This is a genomic window from Streptomyces canus (assembly GCF_030815415.1).
GTDB lineage: Bacteria > Actinomycetota > Actinomycetes > Streptomycetales > Streptomycetaceae > Streptomyces > Streptomyces canus_F.
In genome coordinates this window covers 2866336-2879716 of sequence record NZ_JAUSWW010000001.1, presented here as the reverse complement: position 1 = coordinate 2879716, position 13381 = coordinate 2866336, and the positions used below count along the sequence as shown (strand labels likewise).

9 protein-coding genes are annotated in these 13381 nt (G+C 71.4%); 7 read left to right on the top strand and 2 right to left on the bottom strand.

The window, feature by feature from the left end; genetic code table 11:
* Nucleotides 1-28: 28 nt before the first annotated feature.
* Nucleotides 29-4063, bottom strand: coding sequence for a bifunctional nitrate reductase/sulfite reductase flavoprotein subunit alpha (locus QF037_RS13240; RefSeq protein WP_307024866.1), 4035 nt, complete (start codon nt 4061-4063; stop codon nt 29-31).
* A 229-nt stretch (nt 4064-4292) separates the two neighbouring features.
* Between QF037_RS13240 and QF037_RS13235 the strand changes: the two genes are divergently transcribed.
* The 5 genes from QF037_RS13235 (at nt 4293) to QF037_RS13215 (ending at nt 8259) form a co-directional block, all read left to right on the top strand.
* Entirely contained in the window at nt 4293-4682 is a 390-nt protein-coding gene (locus QF037_RS13235; protein WP_046263090.1) for a cell division protein SepF, read from the top strand.
* 248 nt (nt 4683-4930) lie between these two features.
* Nucleotides 4931-6115: an AAA family ATPase gene (locus QF037_RS13230; protein WP_373463713.1), complete on the top strand. Its 1185-nt coding sequence runs from the start codon at nt 4931-4933 to the stop codon at nt 6113-6115.
* Nucleotides 6112-6438, top strand: a complete 327-nt coding sequence (locus tag QF037_RS13225; protein WP_307024863.1) for a nucleotide pyrophosphohydrolase — start codon at nt 6112-6114, stop codon at nt 6436-6438. The genes QF037_RS13230 and QF037_RS13225 overlap by 4 nt, the downstream gene beginning before the upstream one ends.
* Before the next feature lie 180 nt (nt 6439-6618).
* A complete protein-coding gene (locus QF037_RS13220) occupies nt 6619-7089 on the top strand; it encodes a DUF6099 family protein (protein WP_307024861.1) in 471 nt (156 codons plus the stop codon).
* Between the two features lie 246 nt (nt 7090-7335).
* On the top strand, nt 7336-8259 hold the full coding sequence (locus tag QF037_RS13215) for an LLM class F420-dependent oxidoreductase (RefSeq protein WP_307024859.1): 924 nt from the start codon (nt 7336-7338) through the stop codon (nt 8257-8259).
* Between the two features lie 82 nt (nt 8260-8341).
* Here the strand turns inward: QF037_RS13215 and QF037_RS13210 are convergent, their stop codons facing one another.
* Nucleotides 8342-9121 (bottom strand): SAM-dependent methyltransferase, encoded by a 780-nt coding sequence (locus tag QF037_RS13210; protein ID WP_307024857.1) that lies wholly within the window; start codon nt 9119-9121, stop codon nt 8342-8344.
* Between the two features lie 229 nt (nt 9122-9350).
* Between QF037_RS13210 and QF037_RS13205 the strand changes: the two genes are divergently transcribed.
* Nucleotides 9351-10838: a 3' terminal RNA ribose 2'-O-methyltransferase Hen1 gene (locus tag QF037_RS13205; protein WP_307024855.1), complete on the top strand. Its 1488-nt coding sequence runs from the start codon at nt 9351-9353 to the stop codon at nt 10836-10838.
* A complete protein-coding gene (locus QF037_RS13200) occupies nt 10835-13378 on the top strand; it encodes a polynucleotide kinase-phosphatase (protein WP_307024853.1) in 2544 nt (847 codons plus the stop codon). Before QF037_RS13205 ends, QF037_RS13200 begins: the two co-directional genes overlap by 4 nt.
* The last annotated feature ends 3 nt before the right edge of the window (nt 13379-13381 follow it).

Below are 13381 nucleotides of genomic sequence, written 5' to 3'. Positions count from 1 at the left end.
TAGGAGAGAGGTAAGAAAGCGAGGTTTGTCAGTAGACGTCCCGCACGTACCTTTTCGCCGCGGCCAACTGCTTCACGTACGCCGCCGCCTCCTGCTCGCCCAGCCCGCCGTGCGCGACCGCGATGTCCTTCAGTGCCCGGTCCACGTCCTTGGCCATCCGGGAGGCGTCCCCACACACATAGAAATGGGCACCGTCCTGGAGCCAGCGCCACAGCTCGGGGCCGTGCTCGCGCATCCGGTCCTGGACGTAGACCTTCCGGCGCTGGTCGCGGGAGAAGGCGGTGTCGAGACGGGCCAGGGTCCCCTCGTCGAGCAGCTCGGTCAGCTCCTCCTCGTAGTAGAAGTCGCTGGCCCGGTGCTGCTCCCCGAAGAACAACCAGTTGGGCGCCCGGTGCCCGAGCGCGCGCCGCTCCTGGAGGAAGCCCACGAAGGGCGCGACCCCCGTGCCGGGACCGACCATCACCATCGGCGTCGCCGGGTCGGCGGGCGGCCTGAAGTGCGGGGAGGCCTGGACGAAGACCGGCACCTCGGTGCCCGCGTCGGCGTCCGCGAGGAACGGCGAGCAGACCCCGCCGCGCGGTGTGCCGTGCAGGTTCTCGTACCGCACGACGGACACCGTCAGCGAGACCAGGTTCGCGTCGACGAGGGGACTGGAGGATATGGAGTACAGGCGCGGCTGAAGCTTCTTGAGGACGCCCGCCCAGTCCCGCGCGTCCGCCCGCACCGGATGCTCGGCGAGCACGTCCACCGCCTGCCGTCCCCAACTCCACTGCGCCAGCCCGTCCTTGTTGTCGGGCCGCAGGAGCTTCTTCAACTCCCGCCCGTCACGGACGCGTTCACCGACGAAGCGGAGGAAGTCGGGGGTGATACGGGTGATGTCGAGGTGCCGCTGCAGGGCCTCGGCGAAGGGAACCTCGCCGACCCCGTCCAGTTCCACGGGGGTTGATCCGTCGACGCCGGTGACCGCCAGCCACTCCTCCACCAGGGCGGTCGAGTTGACCGGCCGCACGCCGAGCGCGTCCCCCGCCTCGTACGTCAGCGGGGTCCCGCTCGTGTCGAAGGTGAACCGCCGGACCTCCTTGCCCGCGCCGGGCAGGCTGAGCAGCCGGTTGCCGACGAGGCGGGCGGTGGTGGCGGCGGGCCTGGGGGAGCGGGCGGGCCTCTTCGGCGCCTCGGTGGTGGCGGTGGGCGGGGTACCGGTCTCGCTGCCCAGCGCGGAGAGCACCTCGTCCAGCCAGGCATCCGCGGACGGCTCGAAGTCCGGCTCGCAGTCGGTACGCGGCGCCAGCCGCACCCCGCCCAGTTCGTCGAGGCGGTCGTCGAGCCGTCGCCCGTGGCCGCAGAAGTCGTCGTACGAGGAGTCGCCGAAGGCCAGGACGGAGTAGCGGACCCCGTCCAGACGCGGAGCCTGCTCGGCGGCGAGCCGGTCCCAGAAGCCGGAGCCGTTGTCGGGCGCGTCGCCGTCACCGAAGGTGCTGGTGACCAGCAGCAGGTCGGCGCCCCGGGGCAGCGCGCCGGGGTCGGTGTCGTCCATGCCGACCAGCAGGGGGCGGTGTCCGCTGGCGGAGAGCCGGTCGGCGACGGCACCGGCGAACTCCTCCGCGTTCCCGGTCTGCGAGGCCCACAGCACGACCACCTCACGGCCGGGCTGCGTGCGGGGCGCCTGGGCCGTCCGCGAGTACATGCCGGCCAGCACGCCGTTGACCCACAGCGCGTGCTCGGGGCTGAACGGCGCGTCCGGCGGCAGCACCGGGACGCCGGGGGCGCCGGAGTCGATGCCCGCGAGGAAGCCGGTCAGGTACAGGCGCTCCTGGGCGGTCAGGACGGGCGGCGGGGCGGGGGCGAGGCCGAAGGGGTCGGCGCCGGGGGTGACGGAGGTGGGGACGATGACCGCGGGTGCGGGCACCGGCGCGGGCGCGGGAGCGGCGGAGACCCGGGTCAGCGACACCGCGCACACCTTGAACTCCGGCTGGAAGGAGATCGGGTCCACCGCGTCGCTGGTCACGGCGTTGACGCTCAGATACTCGCCGAAGAGGTCGTTCCAGTGGAACGGTGCGAAACAGCACCCCGGCCGCACCCGGTCCGTCACCACCGCGGGCAGCACCGCCCGCCCGCGCCGCGAGGCCACCTCCACCCGGTCGCCCTCGGCGATCCCCAGCGCGCCGGCGTCCTCGGGGTGCAGTTCCACGAACGGCCCGGGGTTCAGCTTGTTGAGCTTGGCGACCCTGCCGGTCTTGGTCAGCGTGTGCCACTGGTGCTGCACCCGCCCCGTGTTCAGCACGAAGGGGAAGTCGTCGTCCGGCATCTCCGCGGCCGGTATGTGCGGCCGCGCGTGGAAGACGGCCCGGCCGCTCGCGGTGGGAAAGCGCAGCTCGTCGCCGCTGACGTACCGGATCGGATTGCGGGCGGGCCCGCCCTCGGCGGCCGGCCACTGCACGGGGGTCTCCCGCAGCCGCTCGTAGGTCACCCCGCGCAGGTCCCACCCCGTGACGGGGTTCCAGGCCCGCCGGATCTCCTCGAAGACCTGCTCGGCGCTGTCGTACGAGAACCCCTTCGCGTACCCCAGCTCCCGCGCGACCGCCGCGATGATCCGCCAGTCCGCCATCGCCTCGCCCGGCGGATCGGCGACCGGCTGGGTCAGGGTGAGGTTGCGCTCGCTGTTGACGAAGACGCCCTCGCCCTCGGTCCACATCGCCCCGGGGAGCACGACATCGGCGTAGGCATTGGTCTCCGTCTCCCCGAACACGTCCTGGGTGACGACGAACTCGGCGGCCTCCAGGCCCTCGATGACGGTACGGCGGTTGGCGACCGAGGCGACCGGGTTGGTGCAGATGATCCAGCAGGCCTTGATCTCGCCGTCGGCCATCTTCTGGAACATCTCGACGGTGCCCTTGCCGACGCCGTCCTTGCGGACGGTGCCCGCGGGCAGCTCCCAGAGCTCCTCGACGAACTCCCTCTCGGAGTCGACGAGGACGGACCGCTGACCGGGGAGACCGGGCCCCATGTACCCCATCTCGCGCCCGCCCATGGCGTTCGGCTGGCCGGTGAGGGAGAAGGGGCCGCTGCCGGGACGGCAGATGGCGCCGGTCGCCAGATGCAGGTTGACCAGGGCGTTGGTGTTCCAGGTGCCGTGCGTGGACTGGTTGAGGCCCATGGTCCACAGGCTCATCCACTCACTGGCCGAGCCAATGAGCCGGGCGGCCTCGCGAAGGTCGTCCTCGTCCAGTCCCGTGATCTCGGCGACGACGTCGGGCGCGTAGTCGGCGAGGAACTCCGGCATCGCCTCCCAGCCCTCGGTGTGGGCGGCGACGAACTCGGGGTCGGTGTGCCCCTCCTCGACCAGAAGGTGCAGCAGACCATTCAGCAGCGCGAGGTCGGTACCCGGCTTGAGCTGCAGAAACAGATCGGCTTTGGCGGCCGTCGCGGTGCGCCGCGGATCGACGACGATCAGCTTCGCGCCCGCCTTGACCCGCTCCATCATCCGCAGGAAGAGGATCGGATGGCAGTCGGCCATGTTCGACCCGATGACGAGGAAGGCATCGGCCCGGTCGAAGTCCTCGTACGAGCCGGGCGGCCCGTCGGCGCCCAGCGACAGCTTGTAACCGGCCCCGGCGCTGGCCATGCACAGCCGGGAGTTCGACTCGATCTGATTGGTGCGGACGAAGCCCTTGGCGAGCTTGTTGGTGAGGTACTGGGCCTCCAGGCTCATCTGCCCGGACACATAGAAGGCGACCGAGTCCGGGCCGTGCTCGTCGATGATCGCGCGCAGCCGCCGCGCGGTCTCGGCTATGGCGTCGGCCATGGGCGCCGGGACCGGCTCCGCACCGCGGTCGTCCCGGACCAGCGCCGTGGTCAGCCTCCCGGGCGCGGAGAGCATCTCGGCCGTGGTGGCGCCCTTGGTGCACAGCCGCCCCGCGTTCGCCGGGTGCGCTTTGTCACCGGTGGCCTTCAGGACCGTACGCCGCCCGTCGGGCCCCATGCCGACGTCCAGCAGGATGCCGCAGCCCACTCCGCAGTAGGAGCAGACCGAGCGCACCTGGGACGTGGGAGTGGTGGGGGTCACACGGGGCCCTTTCCGCGGTCGGTTCTTGCCCCCAGAGCGTACGAATCGCCCATTACGCCGATGTCACATGGCTTGATCATGAGGAGTTACGTCGGACACACAGCCGTTCGTGGCGCGATGTGAGGGGGCGGGTCTGTCGCGGTCCGTGTCGCTGTTGGGCCGAACGGGTGACTTGGCGTAAGAATTGGCCGGTGCAGGCAATCAAGGCGAGCGAGTCCGGGGGGAACCGGTGAGCAGGTACGACGTCACCGATGAACAGTGGGAAGGGCTCGCCCAGGTCGTTCCGTTGCGCGGCCGGGACGCCTGGCCGTCCGCGGTGGACCACCGGGTGCCGCCCGAAGCGGTGACGGAACCGCGCCGCCGCTTCGTCGTGCTGAGGGTGAATGTCTTCGGCGACGCCCGCGAGGTCGCCGAGACCCTGATGGCGGGCATTCCGGTGCTGCTCGACCTGACCGGGGCGGAGGGCGAGGTCGCCAAACGGGTCCTCGACTTCAGTACGGGAGTCGTCTTCGGTCTCGCCAGCGGCATGCACCGCGTGGACCGCAACGTCTTCCTGCTGACCCCGCCCGGCACCGAGGTCAGCGGCCTGATGGAGACCGCGGGCGCCCCCAGCGCCTGAGCCCGGTCCCCCGATCGTAGGAAGCGGCGCCCGGCGGAACGGTTCGCCTTGTTCCGGAGGCTTACGGTCCGGACATGTGCGTGACTTCTGTGCCGGCGGGTTCTGCGGCTCATGCGGTTCCGGAGGCTTCCAGTGACCGGCGGGTGCCGTCCCAGGGGCGGTCGGGGGGTGACGGGGAGCATCCAGGGGCGTCCGGCGAATCGGCGGCCGCGAGACGTGCGGAGTCGTCCGCCGAGAGGCCCCCGAGGGTGTCCGCCGGGGACGGCCCGGCGGCGCCGCTGCCCGGCTCGCCCGGCGTCCGTGTCGCGGCCGGTCACCACCCCAGTCGCCCCCACCTCACCGAGCTGCGGTTGTCCGCCTTCGCCTCGCACCGGCGGGCGAGCTTTCCGATGGGTCCTCTCACCCTTCTCGTCGGGCCCAGCGGATCCGGCAAGTCGAGTGCGCTGCGGGCGTACGAGGCGCTGGCGCGGCTTGCCGCCGGGGCGGAGCTCGGGGAGGTGTTTCCCGATCCGCTCGCGTGTGTGCCGGAGTGGGCGCGGCCCGACGCGCAGCGGCGGCGCGGGTTTCGGATCGGGTGCACGACGCACGGGCCCGAGGGGCCGGTCCGGCTCGACGTCGCCGTGCAGGCCGAGCCCGAGCTCCGGGTCGTGGGGGAGCGGCTGGCCGTCGGCGGACAGGTCCTGCTGGAGACGGCGCTGCGCGACCCCTCGCGACGGGCCGTACAGGCCGCCTGGCACACGGCCGGCTCCGCGCCGGTGACCCGCGCCCCGCTCCCGGACGACCGGCTCGGCACCGCACTGCTCCCGTTGAGGGTGGCCGGCAAGACCGAGGGCCAGCGCCGGGTGCTCGCCGCCGCCGAACAAATGGTCGTCGCCCTGCGTTCCGTGTTCGCCTGCGACCCCCGCCCCGACCGGATGCGCACCCCGGTGCCCACCGGCTCCGGGCGCCTCCTCGGCGGCTGCGACAACCTCGCCGACGTGCTGTGGCGCACCCGCTCCGAATGCGGCCGCCGCCACGCGCAGTTCGTCGCGGCGGTGCACACCGGATGCGCGGGCCCGGTGGCGGACGTCCTCGCCGAACTGCTCGGCGACGGCAGGGTCCGGGCCGTGCTCGACCGCGGCGAGGGTGCCCGTACGGAACTCGCACGGCTCGGCGACGGCGAGCTGAGGTACCTCGCGCTCGCCCTCGTGCTCTTCACCGGACCCGGCGTCCTGGAGGTCGATCCCGCCGGTGAGGTGCCCGCGGCGATGCAGACGCTCACCGTGCTCGCCGACGGGCTCGACCGGCGGCTGGACCCGCGCCAGCGGGACGAACTCCTGGGGCTCGCCGCCCGGATGTGCGACCGCGGGCACATCCGGCTGCTCGGCACGGCGACCGACGCGTCCTGGGCCACGAGGACCGAGGGGCTCACGGTGGTACACCTGGACCCGTGACAGACCCTCTCGATGTGGCGAAACTGCAGCGCAGGCTGGCCGAGTTCGCGGCGGCGCGCCACTGGCAGCCGTACCACACCCCCAAGAACCTCGTCGCCGCGCTCAGTGTGGAGGCCTCCGAACTCGTCGAGATCTTCCAGTGGTTGACCCCGGAGGAGTCGGCCCGCGTCATGGACGACGCCGACACCGCGCACCGGGTCACGGACGAGGTCGCCGACGTGCTCGCGTATCTGCTGCAACTGTGCGAGGTGCTGGGCATCGACCCGCTGGCGGCACTGGACGCGAAGATCGACCGGAACGAGCGGCGGTTTCCGGCGCCGTAGCAAGGGCGGCAACTCCGGTTCACAGGGAGCAGCTCGGTCCGTTTTCACTCTCCGGAGTCAAAATCCGGCCCGAAATCGATTCGTTGTCCACAGATTTCCGCCTTCCTCTGGCTTTTCGTCCCGCTCACCCTCACTCTGGGTAGTGGATAGCGGAGTTCGGGCGGCAGACGGGGGCAGCGCATGGATGCGGTGCGGCTCATAGTGACGAGCAGGCGGGCCCTCGCGGGGAGCGGCGCGGCGCCTCAGGTGCTGACGGAGGTGTGGCAGGCGCAGGCGCTGGCCCAGGCGATAGGCAGCAGGCTGGCGGTCTCCGGCCCTCCCCGACTCCGCGGCGAGGCACTGGGGTTGACCGAACTGGCGGGCAGAGGCTGCGGTGTTCTGGACCGTCCCGACCTGGACACCGCCGACCTGCGCGCCGCCCAGCTCACCGAACTGGGCGACGCCCGCCAGGTTCTGCTCTGCCTCGGCGGCCTGCTCGGCGAGGTGGGCATCGCCCTCGTCGGCCTCGCCTGCGCCGTGGACGACGAGGGCACGTACTGGCAGTGCATGGAGGCGATCGACGCGGCGGACGAGTCCCGGGACCGCGTCCTGGAGATGCTCAACAAGCTCGCGGACCGGGATCAGGTGTTACCGGAGCGGGAGGCGGGGTGAGCGCTCAGCGGATCCGGACCCCGGGGTGAGCGACAGCTCCCCTCATCAGCTCTTCCATCTGCTGCAGCAAACCCTTTGGCTGACCGGTCGGTCCCGCTCCGCCCGAGCAACGATCATCACCTTCGCCGGGTCACTGGCCCGGGCAGCCCCCGTGCGCCGCGTTGACGGAATTTCACCCGACCGGGCAGGGGAGGGACGGCGGGGGCGGGTGGGGTCGACCGGCGGGACGGCGTGCAGGATGGAGGTATGGATCTTCGCATCTTCACCGAGCCCCAGCAGGGGGCCACCTACGACACCCTTCTCACGGTCGCCAAGGCCACCGAGGACCTTGGCTTCGACGCCTTCTTCCGGTCGGACCACTATCTGAAGATGGGCTCCGCGGACGGCCTGCCCGGCCCCACCGACGCCTGGATCACCCTCGCCGGCCTGGCCCGCGAGACCAAGCGCATCCGCCTCGGCACGCTGATGACCGCCGGTACCTTCCGGCTGCCCGGCGTGCTCGCCATCCAGGTCGCGCAGATCGACCAGATGTCCGGCGGCCGCGTCGAACTGGGCCTGGGCGCGGGCTGGTTCGAGGAGGAGCACAAGGCGTACGGCATCCCCTTCCCGAAGGAGAAGTTCGGCCGCCTGGAGGAGCAGCTGGAGATCGTCACCGGGCTCTGGGCGACCGAGGCCGGCAGCACCTTCGACTTCCACGGCAAGTACTACGACCTCACCGACTCGCCCGCGCTGCCCAAGCCGGCCCAGGCGAAGATCCCCGTCCTCGTCGGCGGCCACGGCCCCTCCCGTACCCCGGCGCTGGCCGCGAAGTACGCCGACGAGTTCAACATGCCCTTCGGCTCGGTCGAGGACAGCGAGCGCCAGTTCGCCCGGGTGCGCGCCGCCGCCGAGGAGGCCGGCCGCAAGGGCGAGGAGCTGACGTACTCCAACGCCCTCGTGGTCTGCGTCGGCAAGGACGACCAGGAGGTCGCCCGCCGCGCCGCCGCGATCGGCCGTGAGGTGCCCGAGCTGAAGAGCAACGGCCTCGCCGGGTCCCCGGCCGAGGTCGTCGACAAGATCGGCCGCTACGCCGAGATCGGCTCCCGCCGTATCTACCTCCAGGTCCTCGACCTCCACGATCTGGAACACCTGGAGCTCATCTCGGCGCAGGTGCAGTCGCAGTTGTCGTAACCCTGGAAAACGACCGACCGGCGGACCGCGCCGCACGGCCCGGTCCGCCGGATCGTCCTCCGTCAGGACTTTCGTCCGTCCGTCAGGACTTGTGCCCGACCCCCACATACAGGGGGATCTCCTCGCCGCCCTGCCGTGCGCCGAGATCGGGATGCCACCGGGCCGCGAGCACGACACCCGGGTCCACCAGCTCCAGCCCGGTGAAGAACCCGGAGAACTCCTCGCGCGAGCGCACCTGTGCCGCCGTACCGCCCTTGCGGTACACCTCCACGACCCGCTCCCAGGTCTCCGGGTCGAAGTCCCCGGTGGCGTGCGAGAGCGTCAAGTAGCTGCCGGGCGCGAGGGATTCGACCAGCTCCCGCACGATCCGCACCGGCTCGTCCTCGTCCCCGACCAGGTGCAGAAGGGCCACCAGGGACAGCGCGATCGGCTGGGTGAAGTCGAGGGTCTCCCGGGCCACCGCCAGGATCCTGCCCGGTTCGCGTACATCGGCCTGGACGTAGGCGGTCTTCCCCTCCGGCGCGCTGTGCAGCAGGGCCTCGGCGTGCCGGAGGACGATCGGGTCGTTGTCCGCGTACACCACCCGCGCGTCGGGGGCCGTCGCCTGGACTATCTGGTGGAGGTTCGGCTCGGTCGGGATGCCGGTGCCGATGTCGAGGAACTGCCGCACGCCCCGCTCGGCCAGCAGCCGGGAGGCCCGGTGCATGAACGCGCGATTGGTCCGCGCCATCTGACTCACGGCGGGGAAGAGCGAGGTCACCTGCTCGGCCGCCGCCACGTCGACCGGGTAGTTGTCCTTCCCGCCGAGGAAGTAGTCGTACATGCGGGCCGAGTGGGGCTTGCTGGTGTCGATCGTGCTCACAGTCGTGGATCCTCCCTCGAACGCCCGGTCGACCGGAGGCTAGCGAACGTTTCCGATCGCCGTCCGCCGTCCGGAGCCCGACGGTTCGCGAGGCCCGGGGCGCGGTGGATGCCGGCGGGCGATAAATCGAGAGTACGTACGGGCTGGCCCGAGGTACGTTGAGCGGGCCCACCGCAGCTCAGAACGGCGAGAAGCCGCAGCTCAGAAGGATCCCAGAGGTGTAACCACCGTGTTCCTCACGATCAGTACCACCGGCACACCCGAACGCCCCGCGACCGACCTCGGCTTCCTGCTCCACAAGCATCCCGAGAAATCACAGGCGTTCTCCACGTCCTACGGCACGGCACACGTCCTCTACCCCGAGGCCGATGCCGAGCGCTGCACGGCGGCGCTGTTGCTGGAGGTCGACGCGGTGGCGCTGGTCCGGCGCGGCAAGGGCAAGGGCCGCGGTGGTGCTCCTGACGCGGCGCTCGCGCAGTACGTCAACGACCGGCCCTACGCCGCGTCCTCGCTGCTCGCCGTCGCGCTGAGCGCGGTGTTCTCCAGCGCCATGCGCGGGGTGTGCAACGCCCGCCCCGAGCGGGCCGCGCAGCCGCTGCCGCTGCGCATCGAGGTACCCGCGCTGCCCGCCCGGGGCGGCTCCGACCTCGTGCGGAAGCTGTTCGAGCCGCTCGGCTGGGCGGTCACCGTCGAACCGGTCGCGCTGGACGCGCAGTTCCCGGAGTGGGGCGACTCGCGGTATGTGCGGCTCGTGCTGGAGTCGCAGACCCTGACCCTCGCCCAGGCTCTGCGCCACCTCTATGTCCTGTTGCCGGTCCTCGACGACGCCAAGCACTACTGGGTGGCCTCCGACGAGGTCGACAAGCTGCTGCGGGCCGGTGAGGGCTGGCTGCCCGACCACCCCGAGCAGAAGCTGATCACCAGCCGTTATCTGTCGCGCCGCTGGTCGCTCACGCGCGCCGCGATGGAGCGCCTGGAGCTCGTACGGCTCGCCGAGGCCGACGACAGCGAGGTCGAGGAGATCGACAACGCCGTCGAGGCGGAGACCGAGGACGAACAGAAGCCGACCCCGCTCGCCGTGCAGCGCCGGGACGCGATCCTCGCCGCCCTCCAGGCGTCCGGCGCCTCCCGGGTGCTCGACCTTGGCTGCGGGCAGGGCCAGTTGGTGCAGGCGCTGCTCAAGGACGTGCGGTTCACCGAGATCGTGGGCGTCGACGTGTCGATGCGCGCGCTCACCATCGCCTCCCGGCGGCTCAAGCTGGACCGCATGGGGGAGCGGCAGGCCTCCCGCGTCAAGCTCGTCCAGGGGTCGCTCGCTTACACGGACAAGCGACTCAAGGGCTACGACGCCGCCGTGCTCAGCGAGGTCATTGAGCACCTCGACCTGCCACGGCTGCCCGCCCTGGAGTACGCGGTCTTCGGCGCCGCCCGCCCGCGGACCGTCCTCGTGACGACCCCGAACGTCGAGTACAACGTGCGCTGGGAGACCCTCCCGGCCGGCCATGTCCGGCACGGCGACCACCGCTTCGAGTGGACGCGGGAGGAGTTCCGGACCTGGGCTCGGGCGGTGGCCGAACGGCACGGGTACGGCGTGGAGTTCGTGCCCGTCGGGCCGGACGACCCCGAGGTCGGACCGCCGACCCAGATGGCGGTCTTCGAACTGAGCACAGCCGACGTCAAGACCGACAAGACCGAGAAGGAGGCGAAGGCGGCATGACCGAGAACCAGACCAAGGGGCGCGTGCTGCCCGTCACCGACCTCTCCCTCGTCGTCCTCGTCGGAGCCTCCGGCTCCGGCAAGTCGACGTTCGCCCGGAGGCACTTCACGTCCACCGAGATCATCTCCTCGGACTTCTGCCGCGGCCTGGTCTCCGACGACGAGAACGACCAGGGCGCGACGAAGGACGCCTTCGACGTGCTCCACTACATCGCGGGCAAACGCCTCGCCGCCGGCCGTCGTACGGTCGTGGACGCGACCAGCGTGCAGTCGGACTCCCGGCGCCAGCTGATCGAGCTGGCCAGGCAGTACGACGTCCTGCCCATCGCCATCGTCCTCGATGTGCCGGAGAACGTGTGCGCCGAGCGCAACGCGTCCCGCACCGACCGGTCGGACATGCCGATCCGGGTCATCAAGCGCCACATCCGCGAACTCCGCCGCTCCGTCCGGCACCTGGAGCGCGAGGGGTTCCGCAAGGTGCACGTCCTGCGGGGCGTGGAGGACATCGAGAACGCCACCGTCCGCACCGAGAAGCGTTTCAACGACCTCACCCACCTCACCGGCCCGTTCGACATCGTCGGCGACATCCACGGCTGCGGCTCCGAACTGGAGTCGCTGCTGGGCAAGTTGGGCTACGTCGACGGGATGCACCCCGAGGGCCGCACCGCGGTCTTCGTCGGCGACCTCGTCGACCGCGGCCCGGACAGCCCGGGTGTGCTGCGCCGCGTGATGTCGATGGTGAAGTCCGGGAACGCGCTGTGCGTGCCCGGCAACCACGAGAACAAGTACGGCCGTTACCTCAAGGGCCGCAAGGTCCAGCCCACCCACGGGCTCGCCGAGACCATCGAGCAGATGGAGGGGGAGTCCGAGGAGTTCCTCGCCGAGGTGAGGGAGTTCATCGACGGACTGGTCAGCCACTACGTCCTCGACGGCGGCAGGCTGGTCGTCTGCCACGCCGGTCTGCCGGAGAAGTACCACGGCCGCACCTCGGGCCGGGTCCGCTCGCACGCGCTGTACGGCGAAACCACCGGGGAGACCGACGAGTTCGGCCTGCCGGTGCGCTACCCGTGGGCCGAGGACTACCGGGGCCGGGCGGTCGTGGTCTACGGCCACACCCCCGTCCCGGAGGCGACCTGGCTCAACAACACCATCTGCCTGGACACCGGCGCCGTCTTCGGCGGCAAGCTCACGGCGCTGCGCTGGCCGGAGCGGGAGCTGGTCGACGTACCGGCGGAGAAGGTCTGGTACGAGCCGGTGAAGCCGCTGAAGTCGGAGGCGCCGGGCGGACACGACGGGCGGCCCCTGGACCTGGCGGACGTGCACGGCCGCCGTGCGGTGGAGACCCGGTACCAGGGCCGTGTCGCGATCCGTGAGGAGAACGCGGCCGCGGCCCTCGAGGTCATGAGCCGTTTCGCGGTGGACCCGCGACTGCTGCCGTACCTCCCGCCGACCATGGCTCCGACGGCGACCTCGCAGGTCGAGGGCTATCTGGAGCACCCGGTCGAGGCCTTCGCGCAGTACGCGTCGGACGGGGTCGCACGGGTCGTGTGCGAGGAGAAGCACATGGGCTCGCGGGCCGTGGCGCTGGTGTGCCGGGACGCGGAAGCGGCACGCAAGCGGTTCGGAGTGGACGGCCCGACCGGCTCGCTGTACACCCGCACGGGTCGCCCGTTCTTCGACGACGAGTCGGTGACGGAGGAGATCCTCGGCCGGCTGCGCGCTGCGGTCACCGAGGCCGGTCTGTGGGCCGAACTCGACACGGACTGGCTCCTGTTGGACGCCGAGCTGATGCCGTGGTCGCTGAAGGCGTCGGGGCTGCTGCGCTCGCAGTACGCGGCCGTCGGTGCCGCGTCCGGGGCGGTGTTCCCGGGTGCGCTGGCCGCGCTGGAGGGAGCGGCGGAGCGGGGCGTCGACGTCACGGACCTGCTGGGGCGCCAGCGGGAACGGGCCTCGAACGCGGCCGCGTTCACCGAGGCGTACCGGCGCTACTGCTGGCCGACGCAGGGCCTGGACGGCGTACGCCTGGCCCCGTTCCAGATCCTGGCCGTGCAGGGCCGCAACCTGGCGTCCCTGCCCCACGACGAGCAACTGGCCCTGCTGGACCGCCTCGTGGAGCACGACGGCACGGGCCTGCTCCAGACCACCCGTCGCCTCTACGTCGACACGGCCGACCCCGAGTCGGTCCGGGCGGGCGTCGACTGGTGGCTGGAGATGACCGGCCGCGGCGGCGAGGGCATGGTGGTCAAGCCGCTGGGTGCGGTGGTGCGCACCGAGGAGGGGCGCCTGGTGCAGCCCGGCATCAAGTGCCGCGGCCGCGAGTACCTCCGGATCATCTACGGCCCGGAGTACACCCGCCCCGACAACCTGACCCGGCTGCGCGGCCGCTTCCTCAACCACAAGCGCTCGCTCGCGATCCGCGAGTACGCGCTCGGCCTGGAGGCCCTGGACCGCCTGGCCGAGGGCGAGCCGCTGTGGCGGGTGCACGAGGCGGTGTTCGGGGTGCTGGCACTGGAGTCGGAACCGGTGGACCCGCGGTTGTGACGG

Excerpts from the sequence above, each read along its gene's own strand:
- QF037_RS13220 (WP_307024861.1), top strand. The coding sequence starts at position 6,619 with ATGGATGCGGTGCGGCTCATAGTGACGAGCAGGCGGGCCCTCGCGGGG.
- QF037_RS13215 (WP_307024859.1), top strand. The coding sequence starts at position 7,336 with ATGGATCTTCGCATCTTCACCGAGCCCCAGCAGGGGGCCACCTACGAC.
- QF037_RS13200 (WP_307024853.1), top strand. The coding sequence starts at position 10,835 with ATGACCGAGAACCAGACCAAGGGGCGCGTGCTGCCCGTCACCGACCTC.